Source organism: Sagittula sp. MA-2, assembly GCF_030126985.1.
Lineage (GTDB): Bacteria > Pseudomonadota > Alphaproteobacteria > Rhodobacterales > Rhodobacteraceae > Sagittula.
This window is the reverse complement of the sequence record NZ_CP126145.1, coordinates 4,554,604-4,569,630: the sequence shown is the minus strand read 5'-3', so window position 1 is coordinate 4,569,630 and position 15,027 is coordinate 4,554,604. Positions and strand designations below refer to the sequence as shown.

General features: G+C 67.9%; 13 protein-coding genes. 8 read left to right on the top strand and 5 right to left on the bottom strand.

What is annotated here, in order from left to right; all coding sequences use genetic code 11:
* Positions 1 to 66: 66 nt before the first annotated feature.
* From QNI11_RS22205 to QNI11_RS22185, 5 genes are all read left to right on the top strand, one after another.
* Positions 67 to 789: a serine protease gene (locus tag QNI11_RS22205; protein ID WP_100930930.1), complete on the top strand. Its 723-nt coding sequence runs from the start codon at positions 67 to 69 to the stop codon at positions 787 to 789.
* Between the two features lie 74 nt (positions 790 to 863).
* On the top strand, positions 864 to 1,583 hold the full coding sequence (locus QNI11_RS22200; protein WP_283981816.1) for a serine protease: 720 nt from the start codon (positions 864 to 866) through the stop codon (positions 1,581 to 1,583).
* A 142-nt stretch (positions 1,584 to 1,725) separates the two neighbouring features.
* Entirely contained in the window at positions 1,726 to 3,462 is a 1,737-nt protein-coding gene (locus tag QNI11_RS22195) for an autotransporter domain-containing protein (RefSeq protein ID WP_283981815.1), read from the top strand.
* A 202-nt stretch (positions 3,463 to 3,664) separates the two neighbouring features.
* Positions 3,665 to 4,138 (top strand): Hsp20 family protein, encoded by a 474-nt coding sequence (locus QNI11_RS22190; RefSeq protein ID WP_283981814.1) that lies wholly within the window; start codon positions 3,665 to 3,667, stop codon positions 4,136 to 4,138.
* 88 nt (positions 4,139 to 4,226) lie between these two features.
* The gene (locus QNI11_RS22185; RefSeq protein ID WP_283981813.1) at positions 4,227 to 5,123 is read left to right on the top strand and encodes a LysR family transcriptional regulator; all 897 of its coding nucleotides are present in this window, start codon (positions 4,227 to 4,229) and stop codon (positions 5,121 to 5,123) included.
* Here QNI11_RS22185 and QNI11_RS22180 read toward each other — a convergent pair.
* The 5 genes from QNI11_RS22180 to QNI11_RS22160 all read right to left on the bottom strand — a co-directional run bounded on the left by QNI11_RS22180 (position 5,120) and on the right by QNI11_RS22160 (position 11,993).
* Positions 5,120 to 5,668 carry a hypothetical protein gene (locus QNI11_RS22180; protein ID WP_283981812.1) on the bottom strand — a complete coding sequence of 183 codons (549 nt, stop codon included), beginning with the start codon at positions 5,666 to 5,668 and terminating at the stop codon, positions 5,120 to 5,122. The genes QNI11_RS22185 and QNI11_RS22180 overlap by 4 nt on opposite strands.
* A 344-nt stretch (positions 5,669 to 6,012) precedes the next feature.
* Positions 6,013 to 8,196: an esterase-like activity of phytase family protein gene (locus QNI11_RS22175; RefSeq protein ID WP_283981811.1), complete on the bottom strand. Its 2,184-nt coding sequence runs from the start codon at positions 8,194 to 8,196 to the stop codon at positions 6,013 to 6,015.
* A gap of 207 nt (positions 8,197 to 8,403) precedes the next feature.
* Positions 8,404 to 10,524 carry a von Willebrand factor type A domain-containing protein gene (locus QNI11_RS22170; protein WP_283981810.1) on the bottom strand — a complete coding sequence of 707 codons (2,121 nt, stop codon included), beginning with the start codon at positions 10,522 to 10,524 and terminating at the stop codon, positions 8,404 to 8,406.
* Positions 10,521 to 11,066 (bottom strand): RNA polymerase sigma factor, encoded by a 546-nt coding sequence (locus QNI11_RS22165; protein ID WP_198521865.1) that lies wholly within the window; start codon positions 11,064 to 11,066, stop codon positions 10,521 to 10,523. The genes QNI11_RS22170 and QNI11_RS22165 overlap by 4 nt, the downstream gene beginning before the upstream one ends.
* 126 nt (positions 11,067 to 11,192) lie before the next feature.
* Positions 11,193 to 11,993 carry an alpha/beta hydrolase gene (locus tag QNI11_RS22160; protein WP_283981809.1) on the bottom strand — a complete coding sequence of 267 codons (801 nt, stop codon included), beginning with the start codon at positions 11,991 to 11,993 and terminating at the stop codon, positions 11,193 to 11,195.
* Positions 11,994 to 12,172: 179 nt separating this feature from the next.
* Here QNI11_RS22160 and QNI11_RS22155 point away from each other — a divergent pair, with 179 nt between their 5' ends.
* The 3 genes from QNI11_RS22155 to QNI11_RS22145 are packed head-to-tail and all read left to right on the top strand — an operon-like array spanning position 12,173 to position 14,926.
* The gene (locus QNI11_RS22155) at positions 12,173 to 13,648 is read left to right on the top strand and encodes an NAD-dependent succinate-semialdehyde dehydrogenase (protein ID WP_100928824.1); all 1,476 of its coding nucleotides are present in this window, start codon (positions 12,173 to 12,175) and stop codon (positions 13,646 to 13,648) included.
* Positions 13,633 to 14,016, top strand: a complete 384-nt coding sequence (locus QNI11_RS22150) for a hypothetical protein (protein ID WP_283981807.1) — start codon at positions 13,633 to 13,635, stop codon at positions 14,014 to 14,016. Before QNI11_RS22155 ends, QNI11_RS22150 begins: the two co-directional genes overlap by 16 nt.
* Complete coding sequence (locus tag QNI11_RS22145) at positions 14,009 to 14,926, top strand: hypothetical protein (protein ID WP_283981806.1); 918 nt, start codon at positions 14,009 to 14,011, stop codon at positions 14,924 to 14,926. The genes QNI11_RS22150 and QNI11_RS22145 overlap by 8 nt, the downstream gene beginning before the upstream one ends.
* The last annotated feature ends 101 nt before the right edge of the window (positions 14,927 to 15,027 follow it).

The following is a 15,027-nucleotide window of genomic DNA, read 5'->3' as shown; positions in this document are numbered from 1 at the left end:
CGCGCGATTTTCGCCATCTGCCTGATCCTGCTGTCGACGAATGCCCCTGCACAGGGGCTTTTCTCGATGGAGAGCACGGAGGGCGCGCGGCGGTGGGAAGCGGTCGGACGGCTGGAGATCGCCGGAGAGGCCTTCTGCACCGGCGCGCTCATTTCCCCGAGCCTTGTGCTGACGGCGGCGCATTGCCTGTTCGATCCGGCGACCGGGGCGCGGGTGCCGATCGACGACATCCAGTTCCTTGCCGGATGGCGCAACGGGCGGGCGGCGGCCTACCGGCGCACCCGCAAGGCGATGCCGCATCCGGAGTACGACTTCACCTCGTCCGACAGCGTGGCGCGGGTGGGGCACGACATCGCCCTGATCGAGCTGCAGCATCCGATCCGCAACACGACCGTCCTGCCCTTCGGCACCAGCGACCTGCCCGGTCCCGGCGCGGAGGTGGGCGTCGTCTCCTACGCGCACAACAGGTCGGAGGCGCCCTCGATGCAGGATCTCTGCACGGTGATCGCGCATCAGTTCGACATGCTGGTCCTGTCCTGCAGCGTCGATTTCGGCGCCTCCGGGTCGCCGGTCTTTGCCTTCGACACGAATGGCGAGGCACGGATCGTGTCGGTCATCTCGGCCAAGGCCGAGGCCGACGGGAAGGCGGTGTCGCTGGCCGTCGACCTGCTGAAGCCGCTGAAGGAGCTGCGCGCGGCGCTGGCTGTGGCGCAGGACCCCGGCAACGGTCTGGAACCGATGGCCGCGGGCGCCCGGCGCGAGACAGGTGCGAAATTCGTGAAGCCCTGATATACGCCGCGCTCGGCCTCCTGGGCGGGCTGGGGCTGGCCACCGGCGCGGCCGCCCTGACGGGATGGGAGGCGGTGGGCCGGCTGCGCAGCGGCGAGGGATATTGCACGGGTACGCTGATCGAGGCCGACATCGTTCTGACCGCCGCCCATTGCCTGCATGACGACGACGGGCGGCCGGTTGTGCCGCAAGGGGTGTGGTTCGAGGTGGGCTTCGGCTCCGGCGCCCCTGCGGTGCGCCGGGGCGTGACCGACTGGGTGATATCGCCCGGGTACAGCGACATCGGCGGGATCGAGCTGGACGAGGCGATGATCGCCAACGACGTCGCCCTGCTGCGTTTGTCCGAGGCCATCCCACCCGAGGACGCCCGCCCCATCGCGCTGCACCCGTCACAGGCACCGGGAAAGACCGTCTACCTCGCGCCCTACGGCGACGCGCTGCACCGTGGCGCGTCGGTGCCGCGGTCCTGCGGGCTGCTGGCGCGCTACGCGGGCGGCATCCTCCTGTTCGACTGCAAGGCGGGCTACGGCGCGTCGGGCGCGCCCATCCTGGCAGAACAGGGCGGCGGGCTGCGCATCCTGTCGCTGGTCTCCGCCACCGGCACCGACGAGGAGGGCGCGGCGCGTGTCTTCGGGATGGAGTTGACGACCCATGTGGTCATCCTGAAGGACCGGCTGACACGCCACGCGGCCCCGCCTGCCCGGGCGGGGACAAATGTCCTGTCAGGCGGCGCCAAGGGGGCCGGAGGCGCCCGTTTCGTGCGCGCACCGGGTAAGGCTGCACCAAAAGATTGAGCATTCCGAGCCGCTTGGGGACACCTGTTTCCGCCGCGCAACAAGGTTAACGCCTCGTAAATTTGCCCCCTATGCGAACGGGTAGGGTTTTGGCAACTTGGCCGCAGCAGACACCAGCTTTTTTTTTCGGTGAGGGGACATAATGTTCAAGACTTTTCTCGCAGCCTCCACGGCGATGACGCTCGCCCTGGCCGGGCCCGCGCACGCGCAAAGCGCAACCTCCAACATCATCTTCATGATGGACGAGTCGGGCTCCATGTCCGGCGAGCAGGACTTCCTGACTCAGTTCGTGCTCGACCTCGACGCCGCGCTGGCCGTCGGTGGCTTCGGCAGCCGCAACTACGGCCTCATGGGCTTTGCCGCTGGTTCCACCAATCCGGGCCTGATCCGCGAGTTCAGCATCGGCGGTAGCCAGCTTGGCAACGCCACGGACCTTTCGGCGGCGACGACCAACCTGACCACGCCGGGCGGCACCGAGGACGGATTTGCCGCCATCGACTACGTGCTCAAGAACTACACGATCCCCGCCGGCAACACGACGCTGGTGCTTATCACCGACGAAGACCGTGACGACACCACCGGCGGCAGCCTCCTGTTCGCAGACGTGCTGAGCGCGATCCAGACCGCCGGTGCGAACCTCGTCGCGATGGTCGACATCGGTATCCTCGACGCCAACAACGACACCGCGATCTCCACCGACGGCACCACCACGCTGGTTCAGACCGGCACCACCTTTACCTCGACCGCACACGGCAGCTTCACCGGCGGCTTCGGCACGACCGAAGCGGACTACGCCGACCTCGCGCTGGCCACCAACGGCGGCTGTGTCGCTGACCTCAACCAGCTGCGGCTTGGCGGCGACGCCGCCGCGGCCTTCGCGCTGGCCTTCCAGACCTGCGTCATCAACGCGGCCACAGATGGCGGGATCAAGTTCATCCTGACCACCGACATCTTCCGCAACTCCTCGATGACCGTCGCGCAGAACATCCGCGCGCAGATCCGCATCCTGGCCCTGGTCAAAAGCTACCTCGGCACCGGCGGCTTCTACTCGACCCAGGGCAATGCGATCGTCAACGACATGCTGGGGATCGAGGGCCTGCGCGGCTACGCGTTTGCCACCGCGTCCTCCGGCTCCGCCTCCGGCGGCACCGACCTCAGCGGCAAGGGCCTGACCATCGGCGCCGACTACACCTTCCAGACCCAGCAGTACCTGTTCCGCACGGGTATCGCGTTCAGCGGCCTGAACTCGTCCAGCGACGCCAGCGGCTTCGACTCCGACAGCGACACCAAGACGGCGAACATCTACGGCCTGTACCAGGCGGCAAGCGGCATGCAGCTGTACGGTGACATCACCGCCGGCCGCACCGACCACGACTACACCATGCTGTTCCCGACCGGCACCGCGTCCGGCTCCACCGAGAGCGATTACCGCGCCGCCTCTCTGGAACTGGGTCAGCGCTTTGCCCTCGGCGGCAACGCCGCGAACATCCTGATGCCTTATGTCGGCGTGTCGCGCGAAATGCTGGAAGTCGACAGCTTCACCGCAAGCAACGGCGCCATCGTCCCGGGTTACGACCAGACCACGACCTTCGGCAAACTGGGCGTGCGCTGGGAAAAGACGACGCCGGTCAGCTTCGGCGCCCTGCACACCGATGTCGACTTCTCGTGGAACCGCGTGATGAACGAGGACATCGACGTCAACAGCGGCGGCACCGTCACGGCGACGCCGGGCAGCACCGACGACGACCGCTTCGACCTCGCCCTGAACTTCGGTATCGACACCAAGGCTGGCGGCCGCGTCATCATGACCCTCGCCGGCTCCAAGAGCGAGAACGTCCGCATGGGCACCGTCGGCCTCGGCTACGAAATGAAGTTCTGATCCAACGATCACAACCTCGCGAGAGCGCCCCGGAGAACCGTCTCCGGGGCGCTTTTTCGTGTGCGGACGGCTCTTGAAACGCGCGCGCGACGTTCCCAATTTTCCTGTACCGGAACGCCTCTGACAGGGTTCCGGGAACTGGAAATACGGCCTGTCCCCGATGGGAAGGCCGGACACAGGTATCGCTCAACTGGAGGATTCCATGCGACATTTCGATTTTGCTCCGCTCTACCGTGCATCCGTCGGCTTTGACCAGCTTGCCGAGATGATGGACCGCGTCCTGTCCAACGACGCGCCGCAGCCGGGCTATCCCCCGTACAACATCGAGAAGACCGCCGACGACGCCTACCGCATCTCCATCGCGGTGGCCGGCTTTGCCGACAGCGACCTCGGCGTCGAGGTGAAGGAAAACGCGCTGGTCGTCTCGGCCCGCAAGGCGGACGAGGACGAGGGCCGCAGCTACCTGCACCGCGGCATCGCAACCCGCGCCTTCGAGCGCCGTTTCCACCTTGCCGACCATGTCCGCGTCACCGGCGCGACCCATGAGAACGGCATGCTGCACATCGACCTGAAGCGCGAGATCCCGGAGGCGCTGAAGCCGCGCCGGATCGAGATCGCGAAGCCGGAGGTCAAGGCGGTCGAGAAGGATGTCGTGGACGCCGAAACCGTCAACTGACATCTGACCGACACGACGAACGGGAGGGGGCCTTGTGCCCCCTCTTTTGCTTTTGACGCCCCAGGGGGTGTCATCCATACAGGATTGCATGGACTGGCGCTCTGTCACTTTCGACTGGAACCGCGCGCGGGCGTTCCTCGTCACCGCCGAGGAAGGATCGCTTTCGGCGGCGGCGCGGGCATTGGGCATGACCCAGCCGACGCTGGGACGGCAGGTCACGGCGCTGGAGGAAGAGCTGGGCGTCGTGCTGTTCGAACGGGTCGGCCGCGGTCTGGTGCTGACGGACTCGGGCACGCGGCTGGTCGAACACGTGCGCGCCATGGGAGAGGCGGCGGTGGCCGTGTCGCTGGCCGCCACCGGGCAGGCGACGGACGTGTCCGGCCCGGTCGCCATCGCCGCGCCGGAACTCTACTCCATGTGGCTGCTGCCGCCGGTCCTGAGGCGGCTGGCGGAGGTCGCCCCCGGCATCCGGGTGGAGGTCGTGTCCTCCAACCGCATGAGCGACCTGAAGCGGCGCGAGGCGGACATCGCCGTGCGCAATGCCGCGCCGGACCAGCCCGACCTGATCGGCAGGCGCCTGACGGACGACACCGCCGGGTTCTTCGCCAGCGCGGATTACGCCGCACGGCTCGGCACGGTGCGCGGACCGGAGGACCTGGGTTCGGCGCGGTTCATCGGTTTCGAGGAAAACGCCCCGTTCATCGCGGCGCTGACGCAGCGCGGGGTGACCGTGACGGAGACGAGCTTTGGCCTGCGCACCACCTCTCACGCGGTGCATTGGGAAGCCGCGCGGCAGGGGCTGGGGATCGGCGTCGGGCCGGTCACGCTGGGCACCGGCGACCCGTTGCTGGTGCGGGTCCTGCCGGAGATCACCTTCGACTACCCCGTGTGGCTGGTGGCGCATCGTGAACTGAAGACGAGCCCGCGGGTGCGCATTGTCTGGGACCTGCTGGCAGAGATGCTGCCGCGCCTGATGAAGGGTTAGCGGTCGCGGTCGTTCCGGCCGGAGTAAGCCCAGCTGACGCGGCGCAGCAGGTCCTCCCTCGGCAGCACGCGGCCGGTTTCCACCAGCCACAGCGTCGCCGACAGCCGGTCGGCAAAGCGGAAGGCCCAGAGAAACGCCCAGAGCGCCAGCCCGAAGGACACCAGCATCCCGAAGGGCGTGGTCCGCGCCAGCATCGCCGCCACGCCCGCGACGACGATGGCGGACCAGACCTGTACCTCTGCCCGCATCCGGGTGGCAACCTGCGCGGGGGTCGGCGTTTCCTCTGTTTTGGAGCGGCCCAGCAGAAGCGCCTCCAGCCACCGCTGGCGGCGTTGCGCGTTGATGTAGCTCGGGGGAAGCTGATCCCGGTCGAGCAGGTCGTTGGCGATGTTGTCGTCCAGCCAGCAGATCCGCAGCGTGGCGAACACCGCCAGCAGCGCGCTTGCCGACGGAGCGAGGCTGAGGGCACCGAACGCCCCTGCCGCCACGGCCAGTGCGCCCGCCACAATGCACAAAACGAAAGACAATTCAGGATCCTCCGGCATCGAACCCTCCCCGTGGATGCTGCCGAAGTCTGGCACACAAGGTTTAAGGCCCGGTTGTCTTCAGACGGCGCGAAAAACGCGCCTGTGAAAGACGTAGGTCAACCATGACGCGAGACCAGAGAAGATCGCTTTGCCCATGTCCAACCTGTTGCGGGCCATAGGCCAGTCGCACCGGGCGCGGGGCCTTCGAAGGCACTCCTTCGCTCCGATCAGGCGATCACTCAAATGACGATGGGAGGCGGACCGTAGATCGTCAGCCAGAGGCCGTGCCCGGATCGGACGCGCAAACGGAAAGCGCCCCGCAGGGATCTGCGGAGCGCCTTGGGTCTGTCGGAAAATGCGGCTCAGTTGGCGGCGGTGTTGGCCGTGCCCGCCTTCCAGAAGAACGTCTCGCCCGAGCTGTCGTCCACGCCGTCGTTGTCGGTGGAGGCCCAGATCGTGCCGTCTGCGGTGATCGCAAGGCCCTCGATCTTGTCGACCACGTAGCCGCCCTGCGCCTGCAGCATCGGGATCAGGTCGACGACCTCTTCCTTCGAGACGACCGGCAGATCGCCGCCCAGCGGCGCTGCGACCATCTCGGCAGCGGGGATGCGGTAGATCTTCTTGGTCACCGCCTCCGCGCCGATCTGGTTGTCACGCTCGATGACGTAGACCCAGTCGCCATGGGCCACGATCTCGGACAGGCCGACCCAGCCCTTTTCCGGCGCGGCCTTCTCGTAACGCACGGCGCCCCATTCCTCGGTCTCGAGGTTGTAGGCCACCAGCTTCACGGTGTTCTCCGGATCGTCCTTCCACTCCCGCTGGACGGCCATCCAGAGGGTGTCGCCGATCTTCGTGATCCCTTCGAAGCCGAAGCGGACCTCGTTGTTCAGCAGCTCCGCGGGCAGGCCGATCTCGTCCTCGATCTCGCCCTCGGCGTTCACGTGGTAGATCGCGTGCGGGATGACGCGGTCGGTGCGGCCCTCGGAAGCCACCCAGAAGCCGCCCTCGCCGTCCAGCGTGATGCCTTCCATGTCGAGCTTCTGCGCCGGCATGCCGTTGCGGGTGACCGGCAGGGCACGGGTGATGCGCGCCGGGGTCTGCGACGGGTCGATGGTGAAGATCGTCGGCTGGTAGCCGTAGAAGCTGTCGTTGACGGCGTAGATCATGCCGTCCTCGCCTGCCACCATGCCGGAGTTCGCCCCCCAGCCGATCAGCTCGTCCGCTCCTTCGGAGGTGATCTGCGGATAGGCCGCCGGGGCGTCCTGGTATTCGTAGATCATCACGTGCGCCCGCACGCCGCCGTCCTCGATCAGGTCCGCCTCGTTGGCGGTGACGAAGAGGTTGCGCTCCGGGATGGCTATGGCGCCTTCGGGCGCGATGCCGGAGGGCAGGAGCTGCCTGAACACCGGGTTCGCCGGGTCGGTGGTGTCGTAAACGGAGACGGTGGAGGACCGCTCGCCCAGCACGAAGGCGTAGGGCGTGCCGCCGAAGGTGGCGAATTCCATGCCTTCCGGTTCCACGCCCTTCGCGTCGGACCGCTTGTCGGGGTAGTGCCCGGCCTGGATGATCGGCGTCTCGAAGTCGGAGCCGCTTTCGAAGACCTCGGTGCCGTCCTTGGCGAAGACGGTGATGGAGCGGGAGCCGCCGTCCATGTCACCCTCGTTCGCCAGCATGAAGTGGGTGTCGTCCAGCCACTGCACGCCGTCCGGCTCGCGCAGGCGGCCCGGCTGCTCGCCGTCGAACACCAGCGAGGCGCGGTCGTCCTCCGTGTCGATGCGGGTCAGGTCCACGGCACCGGCGGGGAAGTGCGCCATCACCGCGTTGTCCGCGCCGATCACCACGATGTGGTTGTTTTCCTGCAGGGTGACGACGATCTCGCCCAGCCCGTTCACGTCGACGAATTCCGGCTCCGGGTCCTCGCCCGCGATCCCGGCCAGGCCGGTCACGTCGATCCTGACCACGTCGCAGTTCATCGCGCCGTCCTCGATCATCACCTTCGAGACCCAGCCCGCGGGCATCTGCGGCACGCGGCCGTCGCCTGCATCCTCGTCGCGCTCGTTCTCGATCGCGGCGACGACGAAGGTGCCCGCATCGTCATGCGCGGTGGAATCGGGCTGGCCGCCGAGGTCGCATTCGCCGGTCAGCTCGCCGGAGGCAAGGTCCATCGACACCAGCTTGCCGCCCGGCTGCGTGTAGGATTCGGAGGTGTTCACGCCGATGTAGGCGGTGTTGCCGATCACCGTGACGGAGGTTGGTTCGCCGCCCACATCGGTGTTGCCCATGGGCTTCGGCGCCTTGGGATCGGTGATGTCGATCCGGCCCACAACGCCCAGCGGGCTGTCGGTGTAGACCAGCGTCATGCCGTCGTCGGAGGCGGCGATGATTTCGGCGGAGGTCTCGCGCTGCGTGTCCTCGCCCTCGGCCATGTTCAGCGGGGTGGCAAAGGCGGCAATGCGGTTGAAATTCATCTGGCCGTGGCTGTCGGCAAAGGCCGCGCCGGCCGTCAGCGCCAGTGCGCTGGTCAGGCAGATCGAACGGATGGTCATGTGATGGCTCCTGTCAGAATGACGTAGGTGCCGCATTGGTCCCGGGACGTAACAGCGCCGTGACGGTTTTGTTAAGGCGCGGTGAAACCCTGCCTCCGGGGGTGTCCGGGGGCAGGGTTCTTGCGGTTCGGCAGGCGCGACGGCGGGCGGGGCGATGCGCTATGCGCGAGCGTCCGTCCCGGCGTCCCCGTCAGACGTGTGCGCGGGTCAGCGCTGCAGGCTTTCGGCCAGGCGCATCAGGTTGATCGCCTCCTGCCGGTAGCCGAAGGGATCCGCGCCCCGTGCGCCGGTGGCCAGCGCGATGGCGTCGCCCATCGACCAGTCGCCGATCAGGTCGGAGCCCTTCAGGATCTGGCCGAAGCCCGCGATGGCGGCGGCCCAGTCGGTCTGCGGCAGCGCACCGGCGTCCGACCGCACCGGCGTTTCGATCAGCCGGCTCTCGCTTTCGCCCGGCGCCTTGTAGCGCAGGCGGAGGAAGCCCAGTTCCGCACTCTCCGTGTCCGCCTGTTCCGACGCCACCTGCTCCGGCGCATAGCGCAGCGGGTCGGTCATCCGCGCGCCCGAACCCACCGGCGTGACCTCGTACAGCGCGGTGACCTGATGCCCTGCGCCGATCTCGCCTGCGTCGACCTTGTCGTTGTTGAAGTCCTGGCGGCGCAGGGCGCGGGTCTCGTAGCCGATCAGGCGGTACTCCGCGACCTGCGCGGGGTTCCATTCGACCTGGATCTTCACGTCGTCGGCGATGGGCACCAGTGCGCCGGTCAGCTGGTCCACCAGCACCTTCTGCGCCTCCGACAGCGTGTCGATGTAGGCGGCCATGCCGTTGCCGTGCTGCGCCAGCGCCTGCATCGTCGCGTCGTCGAGGTTGCCGCGCCCGAAGCCCAGCACCGACAGGTAGGTGCCCGTCCCGCGCTGCGTCTCGATGTAGTCCTTCAGCGCGTCGGGATCGCTGATGCCGACGTTGAAGTCGCCGTCCGTGGCAAGGATCACCCGGCTGACCGCGCCCTCGCGGGCCATCCCTGTGGCGGTGGCATAGGCCTGTTGCAGACCCGCCTGCCCCGCCGTGCTGCCCCCGGCCTCCAGCCGGTCCAGCGCGTCGAGGATGGTCTGGCGTTCGCTCGCCTTCGTGGGGTCGAGCACCCGGCCCGCGGACCCGGCGTAGGTCACGATGGAGACCATGTCGTCCTCGCCCAGCTGGCCCAGCATCAGGCGGAAGCTCTGCTTCAGGAGCGGCAGCTTGTTGGCGTCCTGCATCGACCCGGAGGTGTCGATCAGGAACACGAGGTTCATCGGCGGGCGGGCGTCCGGCAGCATCCCCTGCAGACCGATCTGCACAAGCTGCGTGCCCTCGCGCCACGGGCTGTCCGACACGCCGATGTGGGTGGCAAAGGGCGCGTCACCCTCCGGCGCCGGATAGTCGTAGGAGAAGTAGTTGACCATCTCCTCGATCCGCACCGCGTCCTCCGGCGGCAGCATGCCCCGGGTCAGGGAATTGCGGATGATCGACCACGACGCGGTGTCCACGTCGATGGAGAAGGTCGACACCGGGTCCTCTGCCGTCACCTTGATCGGGTTCTGCTCGGCCTCGGGGAACGCCTCCGTGTCCGGCATCGGGGCCGGGACCGGCTCGAACTGCGGGACGGGCGCGGGGGCGATGCCGCCATTCACCCGGCCCGACACGATATTGCCGAAGGTGCCGCCCGGCTGCGGCGCGGCACCGGCAGGCGCCATCGTCCGGGAGGTCGCGGACTGCCGCGCGGGCGCCCCCTGCGGAACGGCGTCCCCGGCGGGGCGGCCGGATATCCGCGGCATAGGCGCATCGGCGGAAAATTCCTCCAGCGCTTCGGTGACGGCGACCGGCGGCAGGGGCGCTTCTGCCATCTCCTCCTCGGCGGCAATCGAAAGGTCGCCCGCATCCGCCTCGCCCGGGGCCAGCGCCTGAACGTCGTCGGCGGAGAAGACCTCCGGCTGCGGCGCGGGGTCCGGTGCGGCCACCTCGGTCCGGCCGGCGGTGCCGCCTCCGGTCAGACGGTCGGGCATCCGGGTGACGACCGGGATGACCGCGACAAGCGCCACGGCGGCGAGCGCGGTGGTGGCCGTCAATACGGCGCGGGTGTTCATCTGAAACAGCATGTGAATGGCTCCTCTGAATATGCCCTTGGGCTGTGGTTCAGAGGTCTGACGCGCCGCATCCGCGGTTTCTTGGGTCCGGTCAAAATTTTTCATCGCCAGCGCGATGGCATCGGCCCGGCGCGCCGGGTCGGGCTTCGGCAGCTCGGCGTCGAAGAGATCCTTCAGGTCGTTCAGATCGTCGGAGTCGTCGTTCATTTCGTCACCTCCCGCGCTTCGGCCTCTTTCAAGGCCCGAAGGCGTTTCTTCGCGTCCGAGACGCGCCATGCGACGGTGCCCTCGGGGATGCCGAGGATCTCTGCCGTCTCGGCCTGGCTTATGCCGTCGAGCACCAGTGCCAGCGTCTCGCGCAGGTCGACCGACAGGGCGCCCATCGCCCGTGTCAGCCAGTCGCGCCGCTCCGCCTGTTCGGCGATCTCGGCCTGCCGCGCCTGTTCCCAGTCGCCCCAGCCCTCGGTCGCCTTCATGTAGGTGGCCCGGCGGCGAAAGCGGTCCCGCGCGGCGTTCACGGTGATGCGGTAGAGCCAGGTGGTCAGGCGCGCCTCGCCCCGGAAGGACTGCAGCTTGGCGGGCAGCGCCGCGCAGAGATCCTGCGCCAGGTCCTCTGCATCCGCCCGATTGCCGGTCAGGCGGATGGCATAGGCGTAGACGCGGTCGTAGACACGGCCGACCAGCAGGGCGAACGCCTCCCGGTCCCCGTCTGCGGCCGCGCGGGCCAAGGCTTCGTCACTGACATCCATGCGCATCTTGTGACCGAGACGCGCGCCGCGCGCCATTCCTTGGCGCAGGGTAGCAGATTTTTCACGCACGCGCGGAAGGCGGCGCAAAGCCCCGCCCTGCCTGCCGTCACGCGCGGCCCGGAAGGATCACATCGACAGGAGCCGCTCTGTCAGGGCGCCGGACGGGTCGGCGAGGGTGTCGATCACGTCGAAGTGGTGCTTGCCCTCGTCCACGACGCGGGAACAGCCCCAGGCCTCCTCCAGCCATTCCGCCTGTTCGAGGAAGGCCGGGCGTTCGGCGCCGCCCACCCAGACCGTGACCTTGGCGCGCGGCGCGGAGTGGAAGATAGGGCTTTCGGCCCGCGCCTCTTCCGAATCGAGCTTCAGGTTGGCGTTCATCGCGGTTTCCATCAGCGGGCGCAGGTCCGACAGGGGCGAGATCGGCAGGATCGCCTGCACCCGCGCCGCCACGTCCTCGGGCAGCACGCCCGTCCCCATACGCGCCGCGAGGTGCCCGCCGGCGGAATGGCCGGTCAGACGGATCGGGCCCTGCACCTCTTCGGCGGCGATGGTCACGGCCTGCACCACCTGGGCGGTGATGTCGCGGATGCGCACCGAGGGACACAGGTCGTAGGACGGCATCGCCACCGCCCAGCCCCGCGCCCGCGCGCCTTCGGCGAGGTGCGACCAGTCGGACCGGTCGAAGCGCTGCCAGTAGCCGCCGTGCACGAAGACGACCAGCCCCTCGGGCGTGCGGTCGGGCAGGAACAGGTCCATCCGGTGACGCGCCCCCTCGCCATAGGGAAGCCCCAGCACTGCCTTCTGTGCCGGGGAAAGACGCTTGCGGTAGGCCTGCGCCTCGGCGGCCCAGCGGGGCGGATAGCTGGCCCCGTCCGGAATGTAGGCGCCGTTCTCGTAAGCGTCGGAGAGGTCTGTTTTCTGATCCATCTTGGTCCTGTGTTCCTGCCGTTCCTTGCCGTGCCACTGCAAATGCCGTTTCAACCCGGCGGGCGAAAGGAGTAGAGAGGGGCCAGCCCTGTCGCGTTCGATGGACCGGCAGCCCGATTACACTTGCGTGCGGCACGCACTAGATGTGGAGCCTAACGCATAAAAGCGGAGAGGAAACCATGCTCGACCAGACGACCGACCTCAAAAACCTGCTGAAGGACCCGACCCTGCTGGAGAGTCGCGCCTACGTCGACGGCGCGTGGATCACCGGCGACAAGACGTTTTCCGTCACCAACCCGGCCCGCGGCGACGTGATCGCCGAGGTCTGCGACCTGAGCCGCGAACAGGTGGCGAAGGCCATCGACGCCGCCTACACCGCGCAGAAGGAATGGGCCACGTGGACCGGCAAGGAACGCGCCGCCGTCCTGCGCAAGTGGTTCGACCTGATGATGGAGAACCAGAACGACCTCGGCATCATCATGACCGCCGAGCAGGGCAAGCCGCTGGCCGAGGCCAAGGGCGAGATCGCCTATGCCGCGGGCTTCATCGAGTTCTTCGGCGAAGAGGCCAAGCGCATCTACGGCGAAACCATCCCCGGCCACCAGCGCGACAAGCGCATCATGGTGATGAAACAGCCGATCGGCGTCGCCGCCTCCATCACGCCGTGGAACTTCCCCTCGGCGATGATCACCCGCAAGGCGGGTCCGGCGCTGGCCGCCGGCTGTGCCTTCGTCGCGCGCCCGGCCAAGGAAACCCCGCTGTCGGCCATCGCCCTCGCCGTTCTGGCAGAGCGTGCCGGCGTGCCCGCGGGCGTGTTCAACGTCGTGACCTCCTCGTCCTCCTCGGAGATCGGCAAGGAGTTCTGCGAGAACCCGAAGGTCCGCAAGCTGACCTTCACCGGCTCGACCGAGGTGGGCCGCATCCTGCTGCGGCAGGCCGCCGACCAGGTGATGAAGTGCTCGATGGAGCTGGGCGGCAACGCGCCGTTCATCGTGTTCGATGACGCCGACCTCGACGCGGCCGTGCAGGGCGCGATCATGTGCAAGTTCCGCAACAACGGCCAGACCTGCGTCTGCGCCAACCGGATCTACGTGCAGTCGGGTGTCTATGACGCCTTCGCCGAGAAGCTGAAGGAAGCCACCGCCAAGCTGAAGGTCGGCGACGGGCTCGAGGACGGCACGGACCTTGGCCCGCTGATCAACTCCGACGCCATCGACAAGGTGCAGGAGCACATCAGCGACGCAACCTCCAAGGGCGCGAAGGTGGTCTACGGCGACGGCAAGCCGCTGAGCGGCGAAGGCCACTTCCTGCCGCCGACCATCCTGACCGGCGTCACGCAGGACATGCAGGTCGCCACGGACGAGACCTTCGGCCCGCTGGCGCCGCTGTTCAAGTTCGACGACGTGGACGACGTGATCGAGATGGCGAACGACACCATCTTCGGCCTTGCGTCCTACTTCTACGCCAAGGACCTGAGCCGCGTCTACAAGGTGGCCGAGGCGCTGGAATACGGCATCGTCGGCGTGAACACCGGCATCATCTCGACCGAGGTCGCGCCCTTCGGTGGCGTCAAGCAGTCCGGCCTTGGCCGCGAAGGCTCCCACCACGGGATCGAGGACTACCTGGAGATGAAATACGTTTGCCTCAGCGTATAAGCCCGGAACGCTTCGATCTGCTGGTCGACGATGACGACCTCGTCGTCGACCTACCCGCATGGTTCGCCGCCGCCCACACCGGCGACGGCGCGCCATGGCTGCCTGCCGCGCAGGCCGACGAACTGGCCCGCTACGGGCTGAAGCGCGGCGAGGGCGTCGCGCTGATGGAGGCCGCCGCCCGCATGTTCCGCGAACCGCCCAGCGACATCGGCTGGGAGATCCTCGGCAACGACCGCGACGGCTACAACTGGACCGATCACCGCGATCCGAAGCTGGCCTACCGCGTCTTCCTGGCCAAGCTGAAGAAGGCCCGGGTGGACGGTGTCACCCTGCTGTACAAGCTCTGGCTGGAACCGGGCGGTGTCTGAACCGGAACTGGCGCGGTTCTACCTCTACCCGGCCCTGCGCGCGCGACTGCTGGCCGGTCGCCTGCCGTTCCTGTCCACCGTCCGTGACGTCCTTCAGGCCCGCGGGTGGGAGGTGCATCTGCACGACGACAGCCCGGAAGAACTGGCCGCCGCCCGCGAGCGCCCCGGATACGCGCTGGTGCGGATGATCGAGCCGCCGAACGCGCGCAGCCTGACCTTCCGGCGCACCTACTTCGCCCCCTTCTGGCATATCGAACGCAGCGCCCAACGCTGGACCTGGCCGGTGGCTCTGGCAGAGTTCAACCCCGCCACGGTGAACCCGCAGAAGGCCGCGCGCTTCCTGTCCAACATGCGCGCCCGGCACTTCGCCGGGGCGCAGACGACGCGGGAGGGCATGGTGCTGGTGCCGCTGCAGGGCCGCCTGCTGGAGCGACGCTCCTTCCAGAGCATGTCGCCGCTGGCCATGCTGGAGGCGGTGCTGGAGCACGACACCACCCGCCGCGTGCACGCCACCCTGCATCCCAAGGAGCACTATGAAGCGGCAGAGACCGATGCGCTGGACGCATTGCAGCGCCGGTTCCCCCGGCTGACCATCACCCTGGGCGGCACGGGCGCCATGCTGCCCGCATGCGATTACGTGGCCACACAGAATTCCTCTGTCGTCGTGTCGGGCTATTTCCTCGGGAAGCCCGCCGTGCTGTTCGGCAGGATCGACTTTCACCACATCGCGGCGAAGGTGCATGACCTCGGGCCGGAAGAGGCGATCCGGCAGGCGCCCGGCATGGCGCCGGACTTCGCCGCCTATCTCTGGTGGTTCTTCCGCGACCACGCCATCGACGACAGCCGCCCCGACGCTGAAACGCGCATCCTGCAGGCGCTGACGCGCGGCGGCTGGCCGGTCGGCGACTAGCCGGCAACACGCCTCTTGCCAGACGGTGCCCGGTTGGCGCAGAACATCGTCAGGGGAGGCGATGGCGTCGCCGAACACATCCCCGATTCCGTCCTGTACGC

Coding starts and splice junctions, on each gene's coding strand:
- QNI11_RS22205 (WP_100930930.1), top strand. CDS start 67: ATGGAGAGCACGGAGGGCGCGCGGCGGTGGGAAGCGGTCGGACGGCTG.
- QNI11_RS22195 (WP_283981815.1), top strand. CDS start 1,726: ATGTTCAAGACTTTTCTCGCAGCCTCCACGGCGATGACGCTCGCCCTG.
- QNI11_RS22190 (WP_283981814.1), top strand. CDS start 3,665: ATGCGACATTTCGATTTTGCTCCGCTCTACCGTGCATCCGTCGGCTTT.
- QNI11_RS22185 (WP_283981813.1), top strand. CDS start 4,227: ATGGACTGGCGCTCTGTCACTTTCGACTGGAACCGCGCGCGGGCGTTC.
- QNI11_RS22180 (WP_283981812.1), bottom strand. CDS start 5,668: ATGCCGGAGGATCCTGAATTGTCTTTCGTTTTGTGCATTGTGGCGGGC.
- QNI11_RS22175 (WP_283981811.1), bottom strand. CDS start 8,196: ATGACCATCCGTTCGATCTGCCTGACCAGCGCACTGGCGCTGACGGCC.
- QNI11_RS22170 (WP_283981810.1), bottom strand. CDS start 10,524: ATGAACGACGACTCCGACGATCTGAACGACCTGAAGGATCTCTTCGAC.
- QNI11_RS22165 (WP_198521865.1), bottom strand. CDS start 11,066: ATGGATGTCAGTGACGAAGCCTTGGCCCGCGCGGCCGCAGACGGGGAC.
- QNI11_RS22160 (WP_283981809.1), bottom strand. CDS start 11,993: ATGGATCAGAAAACAGACCTCTCCGACGCTTACGAGAACGGCGCCTAC.
- QNI11_RS22155 (WP_100928824.1), top strand. CDS start 12,173: ATGCTCGACCAGACGACCGACCTCAAAAACCTGCTGAAGGACCCGACC.